Origin of the sequence: Aliidiomarina celeris, from assembly GCF_003316875.1 — a bacterium.
GTDB lineage: Bacteria > Pseudomonadota > Gammaproteobacteria > Enterobacterales > Alteromonadaceae > Aliidiomarina > Aliidiomarina celeris.
Window position 1 is genome coordinate 209004 of sequence record NZ_QMIL01000001.1, and the last position, 23425, is coordinate 232428.

Annotated in this window: 21 protein-coding genes; 10 read left to right on the forward strand and 11 right to left on the reverse strand. The window is 48.5% G+C overall.

Annotated features, from left to right (window positions below; translation table 11 throughout):
- Positions 1-7: 7 nt before the first annotated feature.
- Positions 8-901 (forward strand): glucosaminidase domain-containing protein, encoded by an 894-nt coding sequence (locus tag DQW12_RS00985; protein WP_232819854.1) that lies wholly within the window; start codon positions 8-10, stop codon positions 899-901.
- Here the strand turns inward: DQW12_RS00985 and ttcA are convergent.
- The 11 genes from ttcA to ccoN form a co-directional block, all read right to left on the reverse strand.
- Entirely contained in the window at positions 898-1827 is a 930-nt protein-coding gene (gene ttcA, locus DQW12_RS00990) for a tRNA 2-thiocytidine(32) synthetase TtcA (protein ID WP_113906580.1), read from the reverse strand. The two genes, DQW12_RS00985 and ttcA, sit on opposite strands and share 4 nt — an antisense overlap.
- Positions 1828-1914: 87 nt before the next feature.
- Positions 1915-2838 carry a universal stress protein UspE gene (gene uspE / locus DQW12_RS00995; protein WP_113905851.1) on the reverse strand — a complete coding sequence of 308 codons (924 nt, stop codon included), beginning with the start codon at positions 2836-2838 and terminating at the stop codon, positions 1915-1917.
- A gap of 65 nt (positions 2839-2903) precedes the next feature.
- Positions 2904-3647: a fumarate/nitrate reduction transcriptional regulator Fnr gene (gene fnr, locus DQW12_RS01000; RefSeq protein WP_113905852.1), complete on the reverse strand. Its 744-nt coding sequence runs from the start codon at positions 3645-3647 to the stop codon at positions 2904-2906.
- Between the two features lie 14 nt (positions 3648-3661).
- On the reverse strand, positions 3662-4312 hold the full coding sequence (locus DQW12_RS01005; RefSeq protein WP_113905853.1) for a sulfite exporter TauE/SafE family protein: 651 nt from the start codon (positions 4310-4312) through the stop codon (positions 3662-3664).
- Positions 4313-4314: 2 nt separating this feature from the next.
- Positions 4315-4509: a cbb3-type cytochrome oxidase assembly protein CcoS gene (gene ccoS, locus DQW12_RS01010; RefSeq protein ID WP_113905854.1), complete on the reverse strand. Its 195-nt coding sequence runs from the start codon at positions 4507-4509 to the stop codon at positions 4315-4317.
- A gap of 2 nt (positions 4510-4511) precedes the next feature.
- Positions 4512-6941, reverse strand: coding sequence for a heavy metal translocating P-type ATPase (locus DQW12_RS01015; protein ID WP_232819855.1), 2430 nt, complete (start codon positions 6939-6941; stop codon positions 4512-4514).
- Positions 6942-6943: 2 nt separating this feature from the next.
- Entirely contained in the window at positions 6944-7465 is a 522-nt protein-coding gene (locus tag DQW12_RS01020; RefSeq protein WP_113905855.1) for a FixH family protein, read from the reverse strand.
- 80 nt (positions 7466-7545) lie between these two features.
- Complete coding sequence (ccoP, locus tag DQW12_RS01025) at positions 7546-8499, reverse strand: cytochrome-c oxidase, cbb3-type subunit III (protein WP_113905856.1); 954 nt, start codon at positions 8497-8499, stop codon at positions 7546-7548.
- Complete coding sequence (locus DQW12_RS13750) at positions 8492-8689, reverse strand: cbb3-type cytochrome oxidase subunit 3 (RefSeq protein WP_113905857.1); 198 nt, start codon at positions 8687-8689, stop codon at positions 8492-8494. The genes ccoP and DQW12_RS13750 overlap by 8 nt, the downstream gene beginning before the upstream one ends.
- Positions 8690-8698: 9 nt before the next feature.
- Positions 8699-9307 (reverse strand): cytochrome-c oxidase, cbb3-type subunit II, encoded by a 609-nt coding sequence (gene ccoO, locus DQW12_RS01035; RefSeq protein ID WP_113905858.1) that lies wholly within the window; start codon positions 9305-9307, stop codon positions 8699-8701.
- Positions 9308-9321: 14 nt separating this feature from the next.
- Complete coding sequence (gene ccoN / locus DQW12_RS01040; protein WP_113905859.1) at positions 9322-10758, reverse strand: cytochrome-c oxidase, cbb3-type subunit I; 1437 nt, start codon at positions 10756-10758, stop codon at positions 9322-9324.
- Positions 10759-10951: 193 nt separating this feature from the next.
- Here ccoN and DQW12_RS01045 point away from each other — a divergent pair, with 193 nt between their 5' ends.
- The 9 genes from DQW12_RS01045 (at position 10952) to DQW12_RS01085 (ending at position 23425) form a co-directional block, all read left to right on the forward strand.
- On the forward strand, positions 10952-11467 hold the full coding sequence (locus DQW12_RS01045) for a hypothetical protein (protein ID WP_157957810.1): 516 nt from the start codon (positions 10952-10954) through the stop codon (positions 11465-11467).
- A gap of 194 nt (positions 11468-11661) precedes the next feature.
- Positions 11662-12573, forward strand: coding sequence for a MaoC/PaaZ C-terminal domain-containing protein (locus DQW12_RS01050; RefSeq protein WP_113905861.1), 912 nt, complete (start codon positions 11662-11664; stop codon positions 12571-12573).
- A gap of 45 nt (positions 12574-12618) precedes the next feature.
- Positions 12619-13077 (forward strand): NfeD family protein, encoded by a 459-nt coding sequence (locus DQW12_RS01055; RefSeq protein ID WP_113905862.1) that lies wholly within the window; start codon positions 12619-12621, stop codon positions 13075-13077.
- A gap of 40 nt (positions 13078-13117) precedes the next feature.
- Positions 13118-14059, forward strand: a complete 942-nt coding sequence (locus tag DQW12_RS01060) for an SPFH domain-containing protein (RefSeq protein WP_113905863.1) — start codon at positions 13118-13120, stop codon at positions 14057-14059.
- 99 nt (positions 14060-14158) lie between these two features.
- The gene (locus tag DQW12_RS13430) at positions 14159-17569 is read left to right on the forward strand and encodes a right-handed parallel beta-helix repeat-containing protein (protein ID WP_157957811.1); all 3411 of its coding nucleotides are present in this window, start codon (positions 14159-14161) and stop codon (positions 17567-17569) included.
- Positions 17570-17589: 20 nt separating this feature from the next.
- A complete protein-coding gene (locus DQW12_RS01070) occupies positions 17590-18549 on the forward strand; it encodes a PP2C family protein-serine/threonine phosphatase (protein ID WP_113905864.1) in 960 nt (319 codons plus the stop codon).
- Positions 18546-19415: a PP2C family protein-serine/threonine phosphatase gene (locus DQW12_RS01075; protein WP_113905865.1), complete on the forward strand. Its 870-nt coding sequence runs from the start codon at positions 18546-18548 to the stop codon at positions 19413-19415. The genes DQW12_RS01070 and DQW12_RS01075 overlap by 4 nt, the downstream gene beginning before the upstream one ends.
- A 39-nt stretch (positions 19416-19454) precedes the next feature.
- The gene (locus tag DQW12_RS01080) at positions 19455-20186 is read left to right on the forward strand and encodes an FHA domain-containing protein (RefSeq protein WP_113905866.1); all 732 of its coding nucleotides are present in this window, start codon (positions 19455-19457) and stop codon (positions 20184-20186) included.
- A gap of 35 nt (positions 20187-20221) precedes the next feature.
- Positions 20222-23425, forward strand: a complete 3204-nt coding sequence (locus DQW12_RS01085) for a right-handed parallel beta-helix repeat-containing protein (protein WP_113905867.1) — start codon at positions 20222-20224, stop codon at positions 23423-23425.

Here is a 23425-nt window from a genome sequence, read left to right on the forward strand (position 1 = left end):
TATGCACATGTTAGGGAAACTTCTGAGTGTTTTAATTGTACTGGCTGCTATGGCTGTACCCTTTGTAATTTCAATTAATGCAGATCGGTCCGACCCGTTATCTACAAATACGGACACACAGCGCATGTCGATGCGGTTGCCCCCGGTTACGCCTCCACACCCGCAAAAAACACGGCAGGTTCCCGACTTTTCCAACATTGCCGAAGTACGCGAGCGTAAAGAAGCATTTTTTAGTTACTTGTTACCGGCTATTCAGTTTGAAAACAGTCAAATTTTGCGCAAAAGAACAGAGTTGCTTCGGCTTGCCAATAAGTTAGAAGCGGGCGAACAACTCAATACACGCGAACAGCGTTGGCTTACCGAAATGGTGAACTACTATCGGGTGAACGAAAATACGGAACAGAGTATGGAAATAACGGACCAAGTTGCTTTGCTGCTGCGCCGTGTAGATATAATTCCGGAAACTCTTGTGCTTATTCAAGCTGCAAATGAAAGCGGCTGGGGAACGTCACGGTTTGCTCAAGACGCACGTAACTTTTTTGGGCAATGGTGTTGGACGGCGGGCTGTGGCATTGTGCCGAACGCGCGGCCGGAAGGGCAGGTTTATGAAGTACGTTTATTCGACAGTATGGAAAGCTCGGTACGCAGTTACATGCGCAACCTAAACACTCACTTTGCCTACCAAGACCTGCGCACCATTCGTCAGGAACTTCGTAAGCGCAATGCCACTATTACGGCAACCGAACTTAGTGCTGGCCTTATGCGTTATTCAGAGCGCGGCGAAGAATACATTGAAGAGTTAAATCAAATGATTCGCGTGAATCGCCCCATTATTCAGGGCATTCTCGGTGCTGAGCGTGCAGCGGAAGCCGCACGCACAACCGAGCTCACTGCTAATTAATGACTCACTTGAACAATTATAGGGGCGCCTTGGCGCTCCTTTTTTTGTTCCTGCGGCGCGTCAACATCCACAAGAAAGCGCTCTGCCTGCCCAACGGGAGGTACGTCGAAGGCGGTATCACCCTGTTCTGAGGGCACTCCGTTTGCCTCAATTTCTTTAAAGTTAAATAGTTGAGGGTCCACTAAGTGTGAGGGCACAACCTGTGTCATCGCTTTAAACATACTTTCAATGCGCCCAGGGTACTGAAGGTCCCAGCTGCGCAGCATTTCCTTTATGGCCTTGCGTTGTAAATTTTCCTGCGAGCCGCACAAATTGCAGGGAATAATGGGGTACTGCTTCGCACGCGCATAGCGCTCTATGTCTTTTTCCTTCACATAGGCCAGTGGTCGAATAACTACATGTTCACCGTTGTCGCTTACCAATTTAGGCGGCATTGACTTGAGCGTGCCGCCGTAAAACATGTTTAACATAAGTGTTTCCACCATGTCGTCGCGGTGATGCCCTAAGGCTATTTTGGTACAGCCAAGTTCTTTTGCCGTGCGATACAGAATGCCGCGGCGTAACCGTGAGCAAAGCGAGCAGGTTGTTTTTCCTTCTGGTATTTTGTCTTTTACAATACTGTAAGTGTCTTCTTCCACAATGCGGTAATCCACCCCTTGTTGCTGCAAATAGTTGGGCAATACGTGTTCGGGGAACCCAGGCTGTTTCTGATCAAGGTTCACCGCAATGATTTCAAACCGTATAGGGGCAACATGCTGAAAATACCGCAGGGTTTCGAGTAGGGTATAACTGTCTTTACCGCCCGACAAACACACCATAATACGATCGTTATCTTCGATCATATTGAAGTCGCTGATCGCTTGGCCCGTTGCTCGGCGAATTCGTTTTTCCAGCTTGTTTACATTGCCGCTTTGGCGCGCGCGCACAGGAGAATTATCAGACACAAACTACACCTCTCGTGAAAAAGGCGGCTAGTATACTGCCGCCTATTCAATGGCGCAAATGTGTTCGGGTTAGGCTTGAATTGGGCTTTTAAAACCAGCGGGTTTTAAGGCCAGCAAGTCGCAGTTGAGGCGCTCAATAACATGTTCGGCGGTATTGCCGAGAAAAGCGGCTGAAAGCCCTGTTCTGCCAATGGTGCCCAGCACTACAAGCTCAGCGTCGAGTTCTTTTGCGAGTGTGGGAATTTCGTCTTCGGGCATGCCTTCGCGTAAATGCAGCTCAGCATGAATATGGCCATTGGTGTTCATTAAACTATCGAGAGCCTGTTCATGAAACTCACGCACGCTTGCTTGGTAATTCTGGGTATCGAATTCGGGAATTTCCATCGCTATGGTAGCCGGCGCGCCGGGGTAACAATTCACCACATGCAAGTTAGCGGAAAGTTTATTGGCCATGTAATCGGCGCTTGTTAACAGCTCCTTGTTTAAACTTTGGTGAACGTTCGACTCCGAAGCCGCATGTACCGCGCATAATACCTGGCCTTGGGGTGGCCAGTCGTGGTCTTTCACCAATAATACTGGGGTGGGTGCTTTACGCAATAAGCTCCAATCGGTGGGGGTGAAAATAACCGAGGGCAGGGTGTCGTGTTTGCGGGTTCCTTTTACGATTAAATCGGCTTTACATGCCAATGCCGACCGAATAATGGCTTCGTAAGGGCGGTGATGCCATACAATGTCGAACTCTATGCTAAGCCCATGGGTATCGAAGTCTTCTAGAATATCGGCAATCCATTCTTTGCGATCTTCAATCAGCGAATAGCGCATTTGCTCGCGCTCCTCACTCGACAACATGGTTGTCATTTCATAGGCAAAGTCATAAATACTGATAAATAAGGTCAGTTTGGCTTGTTCTAAACGCGCAATGTGAAGCGCCCGTGAGAGCGCTTTTTGCTCAGTGGTGTCTGCTTCTAGCACAGTGAGAATATGACGATACATAACCCCAATCCTCCTGATTAAACGTAATCATTAACCTATGTTTTACTATAGCTGACGGCGACGGGTTATGCCTGTTGCTGACAAGGAATAGGCAAAATTCCAGCGATTGAACTAATAGCGTCAACGTTGAGCAAGGAAACAAAGCGACCGTCGACTTTAATCAGGCTTTCTTTTTGGAATTTGCCCAGTAAGCGGCTTACGGTTTCCACCGTTAACCCTAAGTAATTGCCAATTTCGGCACGGGTCATACTTAAACGAAACTCGCGCGACGACAAGCCACGCTTGCGAAAGCGAGCGGAGAGCTCAATTAGGAAGGTAGCGAGCCGTTCTTCTGCACTGCGCGAAGTTACCAGACTTAACATACGCTTGTCGGTGTTAATCTCGTCGCTCATTAGCCGTAAAATTTGGCGCCGTAAGGTAGGTAGCTGACCACTCAAAGATTCGAGATTGTCGTAAGGGATTTCACATACCATGCTGGTTTCTAAAGCTTCGGTATATCCTTGGTAGCTGTTTTCTGCAATGGACGAAAAGCCAATGAGGTCGCCGGGTAAATGAAAAGCGGTAATTTGCATTTCACCCGAGTCGTTCAGCATGTAGCTTTTTAAACAGCCAGAGCGCACTGCGTACAGAGAGATAAGTGGGTCGCCTGCACGAAACAACACGTCGCCACGTTGATAAGGGCGTTTACGCTCAATAATAGAGTCGAGCTTCGTGAGTGAACTGTCGTCGAGCGTGTAGGGCAGGCACAATTGGTTAATGCCGCAATTCTGACAATGAATGTGGTTCGACACCGACTTGTCGTTGGCCATGCTTCCCTCGATCTCTAGCGTAATTGCATTACCCCAATGGCAATGGTTGCTACCCCGTATCCTGCCAGAATTAAGGCAGAAATCCAACGGAAACCGCGGGATTTTAAAATACCTTGTAGCCGTTGGCTAGCAACGCCGACCGTGAGCATGCTTGGTAGTGTTCCTGCTCCAAAGGCCAACATAAAAACACCGCCGTGCAACGGCGCGGCCGAAAGTGCCGCCCACGAAAGCGCGCTGTACACTAAACCACAAGGCAGCCAGCCCCATAACATGCCTGCCAAGAGTGCATGGTGAAGCCCCGTTTTGCCGCGTAAACGCAGTCCAAGAGGTTGAATTCGTTTCCAAAGCTTTGCACCGACGCGCTCTAGCCAAAGTAGCGCGAGGCGTTTTTCGAGCAAATACAAAGCCAGTAAAATCATCATTAAGCCGGCGAGCAAACGAAAATAAACCAGTGTGTTGGGCTGCAGTGTGTGCACCGCAAAAAGCGCCGAGGCGACTACAGAGCCGGCAATAGCGTAGGAAAATATGCGACCAAAGTTGTAGAAAAATAAGGCGCTAAAACGTTTTTGCAAGCCCATAGCACCGGCGAGGCCACCACACATGGCAAGGCAATGGCCGCTGCCGGCCAACCCCATTAAAAACGCGGCGCCAAAATCGACCGTCATACTCACTGCTTAGAGCCCTCGGTATTCTTATTCTGCGCTTTCGACTTTGCCTTCTTTTGTTCTTCATCCATTAAAATATTGAATCCTTGCCGTTCTAAGTCGTCAAATTGACCTGTACGCACAGCCCAAAACAAAATGATAACCAATGCAATAACAATAATAACGGCAACCGGAACCATAATGTGCAGAAATTCCATTGCTACTCCTGATCAAACGATCGACTGTCAATAGTGCGCATAAGCCGTAACGAATTGGTCATTACAATCACTGAACTCATTGACATACCTAACATCGCCCAAAGCGGTCCAATAAAACCGAATACCGCTAGTGGCAGAATTACGCCATTGTAACCTAATGCCCAAGTGAAGTTTTGCCGAATAATGGCCCGTGCTTTATGTGCGGTAGTAAAGAGGTATTGCAGGCCTTTCAGTTGCCCACTCAAAATCACCGCGTCTGAGCCTGCTTGGGCTAAATCAGAACCAGAGGCAAAGGTTACCGACGCATTTGCTTGCGCCAGAACTGGGGCGTCATTAATGCCGTCGCCCACCATCAGTACCTGATTCTTGTCTTGTAATGATTTGAGAATATTCAGTTTGTCGGCGGGAGACAATTGCGCGTGTACCTGCTGAATACCAAGTTTGGTTGCAACGTGCTGCGCTCGTACATTACTGTCGCCACTGAGCATGAGCGTGCGAATTCCACGTTTGTGCAGCCAATCGATAACCTGTTTTGCGTCGCTGCGGATAGCGTCGTCAACGCGCCAAGCCGCCACAATCTCGTGTTCGTCGGCGAGTACTACATTCGCTTCGGCGAGCGGTACAGAGCGGTGAGGGTGCCACTGCTGAATGAAAGCGAGGCTGCCTAGCCGCCATGTTTTGCCGTTTATTTCGCCTTCTAAACCCGCGCCTGCAGTATTGCTTAGGTTGGTAATAGCAGTAGTGGCAGCAAGCTCACGAAATGGCTTAGCAATTGGGTGTTCAGAACGCTGTTCAAAGGAAGCCGCAATAACTTCATTCGCAGCTTGTTGTTTGGGGTCGTGGTGCCAATGCTCAAGAATACTAAAATGACCTTGCGTAAGCGTACCGGTTTTGTCGAAACACACAGTGTCAATTGTGGGCATGGCTTCCAGCACATTGGCTTGCTTGAGCAGTATGCCTGCGCGATTGAGCCTGCTCACTGCGCCACTCATTGCGGTGGGTGCCGCTAACGAGAGCGCACAAGGGCAGGTTGCCACTAGAACAGCTAATACAATCCAAAAGGCGCGATCAGGATCAACAAAATACCAGCCGATATAAGTAGCAGAAGCAATTAAAAGAGTGCCAAGTACAAAATACTTACTAACCGAGTCGGCAAACTGAACAATACGCGGCTTTTGGCCAAGCGCATGATCTTGCAAGTGAATAATACCGGCAAGCAGCGTATTTTGTTGTGTATGCGTTACGTCGATTACGATCGGGTGTTCTTGATTAATGCTGCCGGCATACACGTCTTGTTGCTTGGCTTTCACCACAGGACGACTTTCGCCGGTAAGTTGTGCTTCATTCAGCCAAGCGCGCTCCGAGTCGAGCACACCGTCGACAGGAACCACCTCTCCCGGCCGCACATGAATGCGATCGCCCGGCTGTAGGTTTTTCACCATTACTTTTTCAAAGCCTTGCTCAGTTTCTCGTTCTGCAATGGCAGGGATCAGCTTCATTAAATTGGCGGCGTTTGTCATGGCTTTTTGCCGAGCGAGTAGCTCTAAATAGCGCCCAGACAAGAGAAAGAAGGCAAACATGGTGACACATTCATAATACACTTCACCGGTGTCGTAAATGGTGGCATAGAGGCTAGCGAAAAACGCAAATATAATGGCTAGGCTCACCGGCACGTCCATATTCAGCGTTCTGGCTTTTAAAGCTCTTAGCGCATTGCGGAAAAAGGGCTCGCAACTGTATACAAATACCGGCGCACTAAAAAGCAAACTCACCCACCAAAAGTAGAGCCGATGCGCTTCGTCAATGTCTTCGTAATAAAGCCCAAAAGCCACCATCATGGTTTGCATAGAGGCAATGCCTGCAACACCAAGCCGGCGAATATAGCTTTTGCGTTGCTTTTCGTAACGCTCTTCTAAGTCGGCGTGCTGAAAGGGAAGCGCTTTGTAGCCCACTTTGTGAATAGCCCGAATAACGGAACTTAACGAGAGGGTATCGGCTTGCCATTGTACGTTTACACGTTCATTTGCAGCATTCACTACAACTTTTTCTAGCCCCTTTAATTGCAAGAGTTGCCGTTCAATTAGCCAAGCGCAGGCAGCACAGGTCATGCCTTCAATGGCTAAAGTCGCCTCGTTATGGCCATTGTTAGCACGCACAAATTCTTGCTGAATTTGCGGGTCGTCGTAGTCTTGCCACTGTTGGTCAAGGGCCGAGAGCTCCTCGGGTAAAAGCGGAAGTTCGGCGTTCGCGTCGAGGGTGCGGAATTTATAAAAATGAGTGAGCCCTTGGTCGACAATCGTTTGCGCTACCGCTTGGCAACCGTAACAGCACATGGGCTGCGCTTCATCGTTTATTTCAACACTCAGCTCCACTCCGCGGGGAATGGGTTGGTGACAGTGAAAGCAAGCGCTTTGCGCTGCTGTGTTGCTCACAATTAAATTCCGTAGTCTTCAGGCTCAATAATAATCTGAGTACGTGCAGGTAAACGCACAGTGTCGCTAACGCGCCATTCGCGGTGAAATGGCTCAACGTCAATACGCCAATTGCCGGTTATTGCTTCAGGTAGTGTGGCACGGTACAGGCCGTCGTTTACATGCGGTACCATGAGCTCAAAGTCGCGATGGTCGAGCGTAGGGTGGTAGAAATGCAAGCGAAGCGCGCTACGGTCAGTCAAATCGCCACTGGCAAAACGAATATCGACACGGTCACCATTGAAGGTTACAGCAACAGTGATGCCCAGCTCTAACGCTCGTGCTTCCCGGTTGAGTTCGAGGTTAATGGCGCGACCTTCGTTATAGTAGTCGTCGACCACCATAGGGGCCGGGTTACGGATAATGAGTATAACGGTAACAATACAAGCAATAATAACGGCACTGAGCATAAACACAATATACCAAGGCCAGAAGTGCTTGTACCAAGGGCCGGTATTTATGTTCGATTGATTGACTGCTGTCATCGCTTACCTCATTGAAAATCTTTAAAAGAAAGCCCCTGTAAAAGGGGCTTCCATGTACCTTTCGAACAACGTTTAGGGCGTTACGATTCTGGGCTTAAGCTTAAAACGTAACCCGACAAAATTTTCACTTTGTCTTCGCCTAGAATTTCGTCCCATTTTGGCATTACACCGTTACGGCCGTAACGAAGCGTTTCGGCAATAGCGTTACGCGAGCCGCCGTAAAGCCAAGCTGAGTCTGTCAAATTAGGTGCGCCAAGGGCGATATTACCTTTACCGTCTTGACCGTGGCAGGCGGCACAAACAGCGAACTTCTGTTCACCAGCGCGAGCTAAGTCGCGATCAACGGCACGGCCACTCAGGCTTAACACATATTCAGTCACTTCTTCGATACCTTGTTCACCAAGGGCGTCGAGTTGTGCAGGCATTTGTGCGTTGCGGCCAGTCATTAACGTTGCATAGATGTGTTCTGGTTCACCACCCCAACTAAAAATACCGTCGGTGAGGTTAGGGAAGCCACGTGAGCCTCGTGCGTCGGAGCCATGACACTGCGCACAGTTCTGCAAAAACAAGCGCTGACCAATTTGCAATGCTTCCGGCGTTTGCGAAATTTCGGTAATGCTCATTTGCGCATACTGTTGGAAGATTGGCCCGTATACTTCTTCTGCACGGCGGCGCTCGCGGTCGTAGCGCACATTTAAACCTTGTTCGCGTGCTTGCTCAACCGCTAAGCGCGATTCTTCGAGCGAGCGTACGTCTTGGTTAGAACTCTGCCAACCAATCAAGCCTTTGAAGTTTCCTAAACCTGGGTAAAGTGCCAAGTAAAAGAAGCCCCAAATGAAGCACAACCAAAACAAAATAGTCCACCATTTCGGTAGGGGATTATTGAGTTCTTCAATGCCATCAAAACTATGGCCCATCGACTCGCCTTCTTCTACGTCGGTGAAATTTTTCATATTCCAACGTAGCAAGATCATCAGCGCAATTAAGGTGCCGAGGGTTAAAACAATAATCCAAGCACTCCAGAAGCTACTCATTGTTTTTTGACTCCTGTTTTTGACCGTGCTCCTTGGTTGAGCGCGAGTCCGATTTATCATCTTCAACGACAGACTTAGCAATGCTGTCGAACCGATCTTTATTTTTTGGCCGGTAAGCCCAAAGAATTACTAAAATTATAATTCCGAAAACGACTACCGTGTACCAAGCATGGAATCCGGGACCACCCATAATCCACTCCTACCGTAAATGGGTGCCAAGTGACTGCAAGTATGCAATCAAGGCTTCCATTTCCGTTTTACCAATCACTTCTTGCGCCGCACCTTCAATGTCTTCATCTGAGTAAGGTACGCCCAAGGTTTGGAACGCTCTCATTTTGCGCTCGGTTAAGCGGCCATCGAGGGTACGCTCTGCTAACCAAGGGAAACCCGGCATATTCGACTCAGGAACAACAGCGCGAGGGTCCATTAGGTGTACATAGTGCCACTCGTCCGAATAACGACCACCCACACGAGCTAAGTCTGGGCCGGTACGCTTAGAGCCCCACAGGAATGGGAATTCCCAAACCGACTCACCGGCAACCGAGTAATGACCATAACGCTCTGTTTCATGACGGAAAGGACGAATCATTTGGCTATGACAACCTACACAACCTTCGCGAATATAAATGTCGCGGCCTTCAAGTTCTAAGGCAGTGTATGGGCGCAAGTGTTTAACGGGCTCATTCACTTGTTTTTGGAAAAGTAGGGGGGTGATCTCTACGAGACCACCGATTGAGATTGCGATGAGCGCAAGCACCGCAAACCAACCCACGTGCTTTTCTACTAATTCATGTTTATTTTTACTCATGATTCAGTGACTCCTTAGGCAGTTTGTGGCGCGAACTTACCTTCGTTTTCACGAAGTTTTTCGCTGCGAATTGTTTTGTAAACGTTGTAAGCCATCAGCAACATACCGGCAACGATAAAGAGACCGCCAACGAAGCGCACAAAGTAGAACGGATAAGACGCTTGAATACTTTCAATAAAGCTGTACGTAAGCGTTCCGTCTTGGTTCACCGCACGCCACATCAGACCTTGAGTAACACCAGAAATCCACATCGCTACGATATAAAGCACTACGCCAATGGTATGTAACCAGAAATGGGTGTTGATTAACTTAATGCTATACATACGCTCACGTTCGAAAAGTACAGGAACTAAGTGATACATCGCACCGATACTAATCATCGCAACCCAACCGAGTGCACCTGAATGCACGTGGCCAATGGTCCAGTCGGTGTAGTGCGATAACGCGTTCACCGATTTAATTGCCATCATTGGGCCTTCGAAAGTTGACATGCCGTAGAACGACAGAGAAACGATGAGGAAGCGCAATATCGGGTCGGTACGGAGTTTATGCCACGCACCCGACAGGGTCATAATACCGTTGATCATGCCGCCCCAAGACGGTACGAACAAGATCACCGACATGACCATACCTACGTTTTGCGCCCAGTCTGGCAACGCGGTGTAGTGAAGGTGGTGCGGGCCTGCCCAAATATAAATAGAGATAAGTGCCCAGAAGTGCACGATGGACAAACGATAAGAATACACTGGGCGCTCAGCTTGCTTCGGTACGAAGTAGTACATCATACCGAGGAAACCTGCGGTAAGAAGGAAACCTACAGCGTTATGCCCATACCACCACTGCATCATGGCGTCGATCGCACCCGGATAAATAGAGTACGACTTCATAAAGGAAACCGGTAAAGCAAGGTTGTTACCAATATGGAGCATTGCAACAGCGATAATGAACCCGCCGTAGAACCAGTTCGCTACATAAATGTGTGAGGTCCGGCGAATTGCTAAGGTACCGAAGAACACAATAACAAACGCTATCCACACCACAGCGATAAGAATAGAAATGGGCCATTCAAGCTCAGCATATTCCTTGGTGGTGGTGAAACCCATCGGGAGTGTGATTACCGCAGAAACAATTACGGCTTGCCAACCCCAGAAGGTAAAGGCAGCGAGCTTATCTGAGAATAATCGCGTTTGACAGGTACGTTGTACGATGTAGTACGCCGTTGCGAACAATGCACTGGTACCAAACGCGAAAATAACCGCGTTGGTGTGCAATGGGCGTAACCGTGAATAGGTGAGCCACGGCGTGTCGAAGTTAAGGGCTGGCCATACGAGCTGGGCGGCGATTAATACGCCGACGGACATGCCGATAATCCCCCAGATAATGGTCATGATAGTAAATTGCTTTACTACCTTCATGTTGTAATCGATAGGTTGAGAACTGGTTTGACTCATCACATATCATCCGCTTGAGGTTGCAGAACAAAATAAATAACCACCCGAACCTTGGGTGATCTTATGTTTGGGTTGATTGTACGTAATTTGCGTTAAGATTGCAGCCACTGCCGACAATTTTTATGACGCGGATCAATCCTTTGACTATTATGTTAAGAAATATGAACAAAATCGCTCCGAAGTTGGTTGTTTCATGAACAATGTTGTACGAATTTTAATCGGAATGGCGGTAATGATTGGATTGCTCGCTTGTTCACCCAGTGAAAGGTCTGTTTCTAATCACCCAGTGGATAGCCCTTTTTGCCCACTCGACATGCCATTTTCCGAAGCGGTTACCCAAGATTGTGCAGTTTCACTCTTTGACAGTAGCTTTACATTGCATGCTTCGCAACCTCGAATGCCAGAAGAAGTGATGTTAACGCTTGGACTTCAGTTGCCCTCGCAATGGCAGGTAGTGAGTGCTGAGTTGAGTGGCGAGAGTATGTATATGGGGCGTATACCTTTGCGTTTTATGCGTCAAGAGAGCAAATCTAGGCAGGTGGTGGAAAGCGAACGAGTATTTTGGTTGTCACCACTACGACTTGGCGCATGTGTAACCGAACCTATGATTTGGCGTTTAACCTTAACGCTTGCGGAATCTGCGCAAGAGGGCGCTGCTCAGCAAACTCTGTCGGTTTCTTTTGCCGCGTTGCCTATGCGCAAACAGTAGCGATTGACAGCGAACGGGCGGAGCACATCTGAGCAGATAAAAAGCACTACGCGCAGGCACTGATTTTTGTTAAGCTTCGTTATTAGACTGTTAAATTTAAGCGGTCCTGTTTTGGTCAGCTGAGTTTGAACACTTAGGCTGTAAAAATCAGTTGTAAAAAGCAGCTGCAAGAGAAGTAAATGGAGTGAGTTGTAATGTCTGAACAGGCGCAGGTGAAGCCGAACTCGCAAAAAGGGAATTCGTTTAAGGCAGGGGCTACCCCATTGCCGCAATTACCCTTAATGCTATTAAAAGCAGTTCCTACAATGGTTCGTCGCGGAAAAGTTGCCGAAGAACTCAATGCGTTAACCGCACAATATAGCTGTTCGGCTATTTCGAAAAGCCATCTCGACGCCTATCACAGACAGTTTCCGGGCATGCAAAGCAAGGTTCCATTAACCTATTTCTACCTGTTAGCACAGCGAGCCCATTTAGCGCTTATGCTTGATGACCGCTTTCCTTGGCCCTTATTGGGCATGGTTCATGTTGCGAATCGTATGGAGTGTTTCGCTGAACCCGATTTAACACAGCCCTTTATACTCGATGTGCAAATAGAATTCCCTCCGCGCGCGGCAACACGAAAAAGGGTGCGGCCAATGTACTGGGTTAACTTTTATCAAGGCGACACTCGTGTTGTTCAATGCAGTAGCGCTTACCAAGTTGGCGGGGGGAAAAAGTCTCCATCACGAAAATCATCGCGTAGCACGGATTTGTCTACCGATGGCTACGAACGGGTGAGCGATTGGTTATTGGAAAGTGATTTAGGGCGACACTATGCAAAGCTTTCTGGCGACTATAACCCGATTCATTTGCACCCTTGGCTGTCGCGTTGGTTTGGTTTTAATCGGCCAATTATTCATGGCATGTACTCGGTTGCGCGGGCGCAGGCAAGTATCGAAGAAAACTATGGGAAGCCGGTAAAAATGCTCGACATTGGGTTTCGTAAGCCCGTGGTTTTGCCTACCTCGGTATTGTGTTTAGTGAATGCCGCAGAAAGCACGCTTATGGTGACCGACATGAAACGGAGCCGAAGTTATCTAGACGGCAGTTTCTCGTTATTTTCTTAAACTGACTGGTAATAAAAACAGCGTAGAACATTAGGGGAAGTCTTTATGAGCACTGCACTAATTTGGATTGTGGTTGGGATTTTACTTATTCTTTCCGAACTTTTAGCGACGAGTATTGTGGCCGTTTTTATTGGTGTTGGCGCGCTGGTGACGGGGATTTTGCTACAGTTCAATGTGATTGAGTCGGTAACGGCGCAGTATTTAGTATTTGGTGTAGTGAGCTTGGCGAGCCTCGTATTAGCCCGGCGCAGAATGAAAAATTGGTTCGTCGGTTACACCAACGACGAAAACAATCAGCAGCTGCGCTTCCAACAAGATTTAGGTGAGCGAGTTACGGTAAGTTCTGACTTTAAAAATGGTGCGGGCCGCGTTGTATTAAATGGCGTGCAATGGGACGCCGAGTCGAACGCAGAGTTACAGAAGGGTGACGTAGCCTGGGTAACCAAAAACGATGGAATTAAGCTCAGCGTTAGCCCAACGAAAAAAGAGTTCGCAGAAAAGTGATTTTGTATTACTTTAAAAGTACAAATAAAAGGAAAATGTTATGAATGAAGTAGGTATGGGCGGCATTCTGTCGATTGGTTTTGCTATTGCCGTAATTATTGTAATTTTTAAAACGGCTCGAATTGTGCCGCAACGAAGCAACTACGTTATTGAACGACTAGGCAAGTATTCGCGCACACTTGACTCGGGTTTTCATATACTCATTCCATTTATTGATAAAGTTGCCTACATTCATACCCTTAAAGAAGAAGTAATTGACGTTGAGCGGCAAGCTTGCGTAACCAAAGACAACATTCAAGTGGGTATCAACGGCGTACTTTACATTCAAGTGATCGACGCTCATCGTGCCAGCTATGGTATTAACGACTATCGCTATGCAGCCTCGCAATTAGCGCAAACCACAATGCGTTCAGTTATTGGCCAAACCGATCTCGACAAAACCTTTGAAGAGCGGGCGATGATCAACGAAGCAGTTGTTATGGCGCTCGATGAAGCTGCTGCGCCATGGGGCATTAAGGTGTTGCGCTACGAAATTTCTGATATTGAGTTACCCGCCAGCATTAAAGATGCGCTCGAGCAACAAATGAGAGCAGAACGTGAGCGGCGCGCAGCGATCGCTAAATCAGAAGGTGAACGCCAAGCCATGATCAACGTTTCTGAAGGGCAAAAACAAGAAGTGATCAATTTGTCGGAAGCAGAAAAGCAGAAGCAAATTAATGAAGCGGAAGGGCGCGCACGTGAAATTGAATTGATTGCAGAGGCGACCGCGGAGGGTCTTCGTAAAATCGCCATTGCTATTAATGAGCCAGGCGGCAGAGACGCAGTTAACTTACGCGTAGCGGAACAATATGTGAAAGAGTTCGGTAACTTAGCCAAGCAAAATAACACCATGATTATACCTGCTGAGCTAGCAAATATTGGCGGTGCGGTTGCTGGTATTACCGATATTTTAAAAACAGTGAACAATGCGCCGAAATCGTAATGTTTGTTAGCCCTCTGCGGTAACAACCGTAGGGGGCGCATGTTCACGACCAACTCGTTCACAACCTACTAAAAATAGAATAAAGGTTTAGGGCATTTTATGACAGCACCACAACGCAAAGACGCACTTCAAGCCGGTGTGACTCTGCATTCGTATCGTATTATTGAGGTTCTTGGGGCCGGCGCTTTCGGTATTACCTACCTTGCTGAACATAATCTGTTAAACACCCGCCACGTTATTAAAGAATACCTACCAGACACGGCACTTCGCACCCAAACCGGCAACACCGTAAGCCCAAAAAGCACCGCTGACCAAGAGCTTTTTAGCTGGGGTTTGGACAACTTTTTCCAAGAAGCGCGTTTTGTTCACGAGTTAAACCACCCCAATGTTGTTAAAGTCAGCGACCTTTTTGAGGCCAATGGTACCGCATACTTTGTTATGCCATTTTTGGACGGTGTTACGCTGTATCAGTGGTTGAAAACCCATCCGCAACCGAGCCAAACGGAACTTGTCGACATTTTTGTGCCGCTGCTCGAAGGCTTAAAATACATTCACCAACGTAATTTGCTGCACCGCGACATTAAGCCTGAAAATATTTACATTACCGAAAATAGCAACCCTGTATTGATTGATTTCGGTGCCGCACGGCTGGCTATTGGTGAAAAAAGCAAGGCGCTCACGCAGGTGCTTACACCTCATTTCGCGCCATGGGAACAGTATCGTTCGAAAGGTGATTTCGGGCCTGCGCTAGATTTCTACAGCTTAGCGGCCTGCATGTTTCAAGCCATTACCGGTGAAATGCCAGAAGAGGCGCCAAACCGGTTAGAGAATGATCCCGTGCAGCCTTTAGTTGAACGTAGCGACCTTCAACTAACGTACAGCCATGCATTTTTAGCCGCGGTTGATAAAGCACTCTCGGTTTATGCCAAAGACCGCTTTCAAACTGCTTTTGATTTTCAACTGGCGCTAATGGCAGAGCCCACTCCGGCTGCACAACCGGCAGCAGGGCAGCACAACACGAGTGAAGCAAACGAGTCTACTTTAGCCGCACCTTTGTCTGCGCGTCGCACGGAAGCGGTTCCCGAAACGCCGAATGGAATTGTACCCGATGCGCCACTCACGATTCGCCCCGACATTGGTAAACAACGTGCTCACCCTGTTGATCGTACCGAACCGCGCCCTGGAAGTCGTAAAGCTATTGTTGTGGTCGTACTCGTGTTAGTGCTGAGTTCGGTTAGCGCTGCGAGTTACTTTTTTTTCCCACAATGGTGGGGCGGTTCCGGGCAAGACAATGGAAGCTCTGACACTGCGGAAATTGAAGGTGTTGAGCCCGAGTCTGCTGAAAACCAAGAAGTCGGGGGTGAAAAAGGTAATTCACGGGAACACTCGTTAAGAAATGCTGAGCCGGTCGAAGACATTGATGTTTTACCTGTTCAAGACATGGCAGAGCTTACTGTGGGAACTGCTGAGGCGACAGAAGATGCGGAAAATGAAAATACACGCGTCGACACTCAAACAAGCACAGATAACAATAGTGATGCTGAAGCGAATGCAGCTGCTGCAGCAGAGCGCGAAGATGAAGCCTTATGGCAAGACGTTGTAACTGATAATACCTTAGCCGCTGTTGCTCAATATCTAGAAGAATGCCAAGTTTGTGCGCGAAAAGACCAGGCGGAACAATTACAAAGCGAGCTTAACGAAACTCAGCAACAACGGGCGGAGGATCAGCAGCGTTGGGATAAAGCGCTCAGTGCGAATAGTGAGCAGGAATACCAAGCCTATTTAGAAAATTGTTCGCTCTGTGAACAGCGCAATAGCGCGCGGGAACGTTTACGCGCTCTCGTTGCTCAACGCGAAGCTAGAGAACAAGACGATAGCGCTTGGGCAACGGCTGTACGCGCAAATTCGGAATCCAGTTATAGCCGGTATTTGCAGCAATGCGAACTTTGCGCGCAGAAGTCTGTTGCTGAAGAGCGCTATGCTACGCTTCGCGACGCTCGTATTGCAGAGGAAACAGCTCTGGCGCAAGAGCAACGCGAGGAAGCCGCTTGGCTCAGGGCTCAAGAAGAAGACTCAGCGCAAGCGTACGACAGCTATTTAACGTCCTGCCTAACCTGTACACATCAAGCGGCAGCACTCGCAGCTCTCGATTTACTCGGACGGTTAAACGATACAGTTACTGTAGGTATAGAAGGAGCGGATTTTAGCTCGATTAGAGCGGCGATTGATCGAGTGGAACACGGAGCCACGGTGGAAGTGTTACCGGGTATCTACAATGAGTCGGTGGTAATTAACAAAAACATTCAACTCGTGGGTAAAGGGGAGCGTGAGCAAATTGTTATCCGTGGCTCGGCTCGATATGCACTGCATGTTCAGGCAGACCAAGCGCAAGTGCGAAATGTTACCGTGCGGCAGTCGGCTGGCATCGGTTCAATTTTTGCGATTTATATAAACCAAGGTAGCGCGCTGCTTGAAAACCTTGACGCAAGCTCCGAGTCTGGAGCCGTTATAGCCGTAAGTGACGGTGCGACACCACTGATTCGTAATAGCGACATTCATAGTGGCGCCGAAGCCGGATTGTTTATTTTTTCTGGTGGCGCGGCGCGGATCGAAAATAACCGTATTTACGGCAATGGTTTGGCAAATATCGAAATACGCGACCAAGGTTCAACACCTACTATTAGTGACAATCAAATTTTTAACGCCAACCAAAGTGGTCTCTTTATTCATAGCCAAGCAGAGCCCATAGTGTCGAATAACACAATTTATAGCAACACGCTCGCTGGTATTTCAGTGCGCGATAATGCCAACCCACAGGTACGCGGCAACGAAATACGAGACGGCAAAGAAGAGGGGATTGTTGTTTATCAGGCTGGGCAAGGTCGCTTTGAGGAGAATAAAATTTGGGGTAACGAACGCGCCGGCGTTGCGGTTTATGAGCAAGGTAACCCAAGTTTCTCCAACAACTCTATTTTCCAAGGTTACGCCAGCGGCGTGTTTGTTTACGACGGCGGATTAGGAAACTTTAATGGCAATCAAATTTTCCAACAGCGACTGTCGAACATTGTAGTTACCGATCAAGGCAACCCTCGTTTTAGCAATAATGAAATTTATGAAAGTGAGCAAGTGGGTATTTTCATTTATTCCAATGGCATGGGAACGTTTGAGAATAATCGCATTTATGGCAATACCATTGCCGGTGCTGAAGTGCGCACCGAGAGCGAACCCAGCTTTAGTGGCAACCATATCTATAAAAACGACGTGGGTATTTACGTTCATGAACGCGGCGCGGGTGACTACAACGCAAACCAGATCGAGAATAACACTACGGTCGGTTTTGCTGTGGCCTCGGAAGGAAACCCAAGGGTTACGAATAATAGCATTGAGAACAATGGCGACGGAATTTCAGCCTTTCCAAGAGCCCGAGGCACTTTCCGCGGCAATTCGGTGCGCCAGAATACTGGGCGCGATTGGGCGGTCGCACAAACTGCCAATATTAGCCGGCGCTAGGTATGCAGGGGAACCGTTAAATGCAAGCAAACTTTTATGACGGCGCCATTATTGGCGACCGAGAAGAGCAGCAAGACGACCGCACCAACGTTGTGCTCGGCAATGGTTACATTTTATATGTGGTTGCCGACGGAATGGGTGGGCATCGCGCGGGGCAACTGGCCAGTAAAACCGTATGTGCGGCTTTTCGCGATTATTTCCGCAGCCATCCCGAAATTGAAGAGCCGCAGCGTTCTTTGCGCAGCGCCCTGCAGCATGCAAATCAAGCCATAGCAGACGTACTCACGCAGCAGCCAGAACTGAAAGGAATGGGCACCACTGTGGTTGCCGTTCTTTTGCATACACCTTCAAACTCGTTCAGTTTTATTAGTGTTGGCGACAGCCCGCTCTATCAGTTTCACAATGGCAAACTGAAGCGAATTAACGCCAACCATGCCTACTATGAGCAGCTTAAAGAGGCCGTTCAGCGTGGCGAAATGAGCGCAGAAGAAGCCAAGGTTCACCCTGAACGTCATGCCATTACAAGCGCCGTGATGGGCGACGTTATTCACAAGTTTGATCTGCAAAACGGAACGTTGTTACCTAACATGTTGTTGCTTATTGCCAGCGATGGTTTGCAAACATTAAATGACGATAGCGACGGTGAAATTAGCGCTATTTTAGGTGACCATTTCGGCAATATAGAGGCGCAGGTCAGCACACTTTTGCAGGCGGTCGTCGCAAAAGCGAAAGCGCATCAAGACAATACAACGGTAGTTTTAATTGAAGCAGTAGAAGGTTCTCAGGACGTGTTAGATACGCTGCAACGGCCGACCACCGAAGTTGAGTTAAACAAAACACGAACAAAAAGCTCCGGTAAAAAACGTTGGAAGTGGCTGCTGTTGATAGTGATTGCGTTAATGCTCTTATTTTGGGCTGTGAATCCTGCGGCAGGCTTTGCACCGCAGATTTGGCAAGAGTTAAAAGGCATGCTGTCATGAGTTCAAAAAACATATGTTATGAGTCAAAGCATTATGAAAACGTACAGCAACGTGCTTTTTTACAGACTCAGATATCAAACCTTGGCCGTGTGTTAGCACTTTCAGACCCGGGCGGACGAGAAGAAAACCAAGACGCTTGGGGACTCTTCGAAACCACAGACGGAGGTTACGCGCTTGCTGTGGCAGACGGTTTAGGTGGCCATGAAGGAGGCCGGCAGGCCTCACAGGCTGCCATTCAAGGCGTTCGAGAAGCCTGTTGCAGCAACGGCTTTTCATGTTTAGCGCCAGCAAGTTTGGATCTGATCTTTACCACTGCACAGCGCTCTATTCGCCAAAAGCAGCAGCAAAACCCAGCGCTAGAGGCCATGCGATCCACATTGGTTGTTGCTTTATTCCATAAGAACCAAGCGGTCTGGGGCCATGTAGGTGACGTGCGTTGTTACGGTATTCGAAAAGGCCAAGTGTGGCTGCAAACGAAAGACCATAGTGTACCGCAAATGATGGTGGACACCGGTGAGATCAGCGCTGATCAAGTTCGTGGCCATGCTGATCGCTCACGCCTGCTGCAAGCATTAGGAAAGCCGGATGATCATTTTCGTGTGACACAAAGTAAGCCCACGAAGCTTCACAATAACGATATTTTTTTACTCTGTACCGACGGCTTTTGGGAATGGATTACCGAAAAAGAATTAGAGAAAACGCTCCATGAGCAGTCTTTTGACAATGCACTTTCATATTTTGAACAGCAACTGTCGCAGCGTGCGCAAGCGAGTGATGATTACGATAACTACTCGGCTGTGTTGCTACAAGTTGAACAAAAAGGGTTCTTAGCACGTTTTTTTACTAGAGACGCAAACCATGAATAGTGATGTAATGAATGCAATGCGTTTAAGGAGTTCCTAACCATGCCTATGATGATGTGTAGCGCCGGCAAACACTTTTATAACCCCGATTTGTATGATGCTTGCCCCTCTTGTGAAGAAGATGGAGTAGTGCAAGATGCGCCTACTTCTGAGTCGCCAACATCGGCGACGCCCACTCATGTTCTGCAGTCGGGTGGTCAAGGCGCTCAAACGCTAGCAGAATCGTTACCTAAGACGACCGCTACCGGAGCCGTGAGCACACCCAAAACTGCGGTGCCGAGAGAAAGTATTAAGCCTCAAGATCAGGCTTCAGATGAGTTAAAGGCACCGATAGCGCCTATACCTCCAGCGCCTGCAAGCGCCACCGATAACGGGTTAAAAACACGGGTGGTTTTCGGTACTGAAAACGCAACATCGTCGAGCGAAAGCCTGCCAGTGGTCGGCTGGCTGGTTGTGGTGGAAGGTCCTGGCTGTGGCGCAGACTTTCGTTTAATTCAAGGCGAAAACAAAATAGGGCGCGGCGACGACATGGAGGTGTGCCTTAACTTTGCCGAGCATAGCGACGATACCGTAAGCCGAGAAGCGCATGCTGTGGTGGTGTACGACAATTATGCCAATGAGTTTTTTATTGAGCGCGGCAACAGCCGTAATTTACCACAATTGAACGGCGTTACGATTCGCCGTGACCAAACACTAAAAGCAAATGATATTATTCAGCTTGGTGCGACCAAACTGCGTTTCGTGCCTTTTTGTGGTGACCAATTTACTTGGTAATTAAGCACACGAACCTTTAACAAAGAGTATTGAGTATGACCCAGCAAGCACATCACCGGATCGATGCACTCGCAAAAGGAACCTTATTGCACGCCTACCGAATTAAAGAGGAACTCGGTTCGGGCGCTTTTGGTATTACCTATCTAGCAGAACACGGCTTGCTCAATACCCTGCATGTTATAAAAGAGTATTTGCCTGAAAGTGCATTGCGTGATCACGCGACCAGTACGGTTGCGCCGAAGAGCCATCAAGAAGAAGATTTGTTCAACTGGGGCATGACCAGCTTTTTTAACGAAGCACGAATGCTTAATCAGCTAAGCCATCCGAATATTGTAAAAGTGAGCGACTTATTTGAAGCGAACGGCACCGCTTACTTTGTAATGCCTTATTTAAAGGGTATTACCTTGCACCAATGGATTAAGGCTCACCCAAAGCCAAGTCAGCAACAGCTTGATGAAGTGTTTATCCCTATTCTTGAAGGGCTAAAATACATTCACGAACGCAACTTATTGCACCGCGATATTAAGCCGGAAAATATTTATATTACCGACAATGGTAATCCGGTATTGATTGATTTTGGCGCAGCTCGATTAGCGATCGGCAATAAAAGCAAAGCCTTAACTCAAGTGCTAACCCCTCACTTTGCACCTTGGGAACAATATCGCTCAAAAGGTGACTTTACCCCAGCGCTTGACCTGTACAGCCTAGCGGGCTGTTTGTATCAAGCCATTACACAAAAACTCCCGGAAGAAGCCCCGAACCGACTGGAAGACGACCCGCAACCGAAGCTCGCAGGCTCAGCACACGAAGCGCTTTATGCGCCTCATTTTTTGCAGGCAATAGACACTGCATTAAATGTTTGGGCGAAAGACCGTTACCAGAACGCATTTGAGTTTCAGCGCGCGCTGCTTGGGCAAAGTCAGTCTGCGGCTGTCGCTTCAGGCTCAGCTACTCACAAGGCTTCAGTAGAAGCTCATGGTGGTTCAACAGCTTCCGAACCGTCGCCAGTGAGCCCGGATCCATCAAGTTCTGTTGCGAAAACCAGTAGCAAAAAAGGTCTCGTTATTTTAGCTAGCCTTGTTGCAATTACAGCCGTGGCTGCGGGCGGGTATTTTTTAAGCCAGTCTCCTGATAGCCCGGGGCCTGACCTTGAAATCACTCAAGAGCGAACAGAACCACAGCAAAGCGAACAAGAGGTAGAGCTGCAAGCTCAAGAAGCAGCTGAGGCTGAACGAATAGAGGCTGAACGGCTTGCTGCAGAGCAAGCGGAAGCAGAGCGTCTCGCTGCAGAACAGGCTGAGGCCGAGAAGCTTGAAGCAGAAAGGCTTGAAGCTGAGCGGATCGCAAAACAGCAAAGAGAAGCCGAAGAGGCCGCTCGTTTGGCTCGCCAACAACGCGCTGCGGAACAGGCGGACAATGCACAATGGCAAGCAGCACGCGAGTCTAATACCCTTGCTGCGTATCAGGCTTACCTCGCCGATTGTTCGTTGTGTGCCGAGCGCACTGAAGCACAAATGCGCATACAAGATCTTCGAATTGCTCAAGAAGCGGAGCAATCACGCATGGCAGCAGAACAAGCCGCGCGTGAGGAAGAAACCCGCCAAGCGGAATTAGCCGCCGACAATGCGCTTTGGCAAACAGTGCAGGCGAGCCAAACGATCGCTGCGTTTCAGGGCTACTTGAACGGTTGTTTGCGTTGCGAAAATAAATCCGATGCGGAAAATGCGATAGCGGAACTGCAAACGGCTCAGCGCGAAGCCGATGCTCAGCTCTACAGTGAGGCATTGGCCGAAAATTCATTAACCGGTTGGCAAGGTTATTTGGCGGACTGTCGCCAATGCGAGGCTGAATCTGAAGTACGCCAACGCATACTCGATATTGAAACCGCATTAGCAGCACAATCGCCTGATGACCGCCTATGGGAACAAGCACAAACAAGCGATACATCCATAAGCTATGCCGCTTACCTTGAAAACTGCGACACCTGCGGCTATCAGCAACAAGCAGAACAGCTCTACGCACAAACCCAAGGTTTGGAACAGGGCTTACGGGTGAGCCTTAACGCTGAGAATGGTGAATTTAGTAGTATTCAAGCAGCTATAGAGTTTGCGCGTGAAGGCACTACGATAGAGATTGAAGCGGGTGAGTATGAGGAGGCGATTCAACTTTCTAAAGCGGTAGTTCTGCGAGCTGCGGCTAACGCTGAGGTTATTATAAGCGCAAGTGATCGTTCAGCACTGCAAGTGAGCGGAGGCGGCGAGGTTCGCAACTTAACCTTGCGTAATACAGCGATGCTTGGTACGCCGCCAGCGGTGCTTATTGAAGGAAGTAGTTCCGTACTGCTCCAGAACTTGGTTATTGAGTCAGGGGCGGGGGCAGCCGTACGGGTACAAAATACAGCATCACCGCGCATTAGCGACTCGCAGTTGCGTTCGCAAATCAGTAGTGCGCTCATCGTAACCCAACAGGCGGCAGGCGCATATAACAACAACCGCTTCTATCAAAGTGGCGAATATGGCATTCGTATAGACTCCCGCGGGGAGCCAGAATTTAGTAATAATCGCGTGGAGCTCAATGAGCGCGGTGGTATTGCTCTAGCGAATAATACCCGAGGCATATTTACCGGCAACTACATTGCCGAGAACTTAAGTACTGGGGTATTAGTGAGTTACTCGGCCAACCCTCAATTTGTAAACAATACTATTGAAAACAATGAACAATACGGTTTACAAATTTTTGAACAGGGGCGGGGCACCTTTGAAGCCAACACCATCACTGGTCATTCGTTAGTGGGTGTTCTGGTGCGCAACGGGGGTGCTCCAATTTTTAGTCAAAACCAAATTCTAGCCAACCAAGACGGCGTGCAATTTGTAAGTGGAGCAGGTGGCACCTTTACCGACAATCAAGTGCGCGAAAACACCCAGGTCGCTATAACCATTCGCGGTAACTCAAATCCGGAGTTCAATACCAATGTGATTGACTCGAATCGGTCAGGCATTTACATACTCGACAGTGGCAAAGGACGTTTTCGCGACAATCAAATTACCAACCATAGTGGTTTTGGCATTTCTGTAGCCAGTGGTGGCGAGCCAGAGTTTCGTAATAATCAAATAAATGGCAACACCGTAGGCGTTCAGGTTGTTGACGGTGGGGCCGGTCGCTTTGTAGAAAACGATGTAAACAAAAATACCGAAAACAACTGGCAAGTGGACGAAAGCTCGAGCCCAGTTATTGATTAA

Coding starts and splice junctions, on each gene's coding strand:
- fnr (WP_113905852.1), bottom strand. CDS start 3,647: ATGGCCAACGACAAGTCGGTGTCGAACCACATTCATTGTCAGAATTGC.
- uspE (WP_113905851.1), bottom strand. CDS start 2,838: ATGTATCGTCATATTCTCACTGTGCTAGAAGCAGACACCACTGAGCAA.
- DQW12_RS01070 (WP_113905864.1), top strand. CDS start 17,590: ATGCAAGCAAACTTTTATGACGGCGCCATTATTGGCGACCGAGAAGAG.
- DQW12_RS01055 (WP_113905862.1), top strand. CDS start 12,619: ATGAGCACTGCACTAATTTGGATTGTGGTTGGGATTTTACTTATTCTT.
- DQW12_RS13430 (WP_157957811.1), top strand. CDS start 14,159: ATGACAGCACCACAACGCAAAGACGCACTTCAAGCCGGTGTGACTCTG.
- DQW12_RS01045 (WP_157957810.1), top strand. CDS start 10,952: ATGAACAATGTTGTACGAATTTTAATCGGAATGGCGGTAATGATTGGA.
- DQW12_RS01050 (WP_113905861.1), top strand. CDS start 11,662: ATGTCTGAACAGGCGCAGGTGAAGCCGAACTCGCAAAAAGGGAATTCG.
- DQW12_RS01060 (WP_113905863.1), top strand. CDS start 13,118: ATGAATGAAGTAGGTATGGGCGGCATTCTGTCGATTGGTTTTGCTATT.
- DQW12_RS01080 (WP_113905866.1), top strand. CDS start 19,455: ATGCCTATGATGATGTGTAGCGCCGGCAAACACTTTTATAACCCCGAT.
- ccoO (WP_113905858.1), bottom strand. CDS start 9,307: ATGAGTAAAAATAAACATGAATTAGTAGAAAAGCACGTGGGTTGGTTT.
- DQW12_RS01020 (WP_113905855.1), bottom strand. CDS start 7,465: ATGACAGCAGTCAATCAATCGAACATAAATACCGGCCCTTGGTACAAG.
- ccoN (WP_113905859.1), bottom strand. CDS start 10,758: ATGAGTCAAACCAGTTCTCAACCTATCGATTACAACATGAAGGTAGTA.
- DQW12_RS01005 (WP_113905853.1), bottom strand. CDS start 4,312: ATGACGGTCGATTTTGGCGCCGCGTTTTTAATGGGGTTGGCCGGCAGC.
- ccoS (WP_113905854.1), bottom strand. CDS start 4,509: ATGGAATTTCTGCACATTATGGTTCCGGTTGCCGTTATTATTGTTATT.
- DQW12_RS01085 (WP_113905867.1), top strand. CDS start 20,222: ATGACCCAGCAAGCACATCACCGGATCGATGCACTCGCAAAAGGAACC.
- DQW12_RS00985 (WP_232819854.1), top strand. CDS start 8: ATGTTAGGGAAACTTCTGAGTGTTTTAATTGTACTGGCTGCTATGGCT.
- DQW12_RS01075 (WP_113905865.1), top strand. CDS start 18,546: ATGAGTTCAAAAAACATATGTTATGAGTCAAAGCATTATGAAAACGTA.
- DQW12_RS13750 (WP_113905857.1), bottom strand. CDS start 8,689: ATGGGTGGTCCCGGATTCCATGCTTGGTACACGGTAGTCGTTTTCGGA.
- ccoP (WP_113905856.1), bottom strand. CDS start 8,499: ATGAGTAGCTTCTGGAGTGCTTGGATTATTGTTTTAACCCTCGGCACC.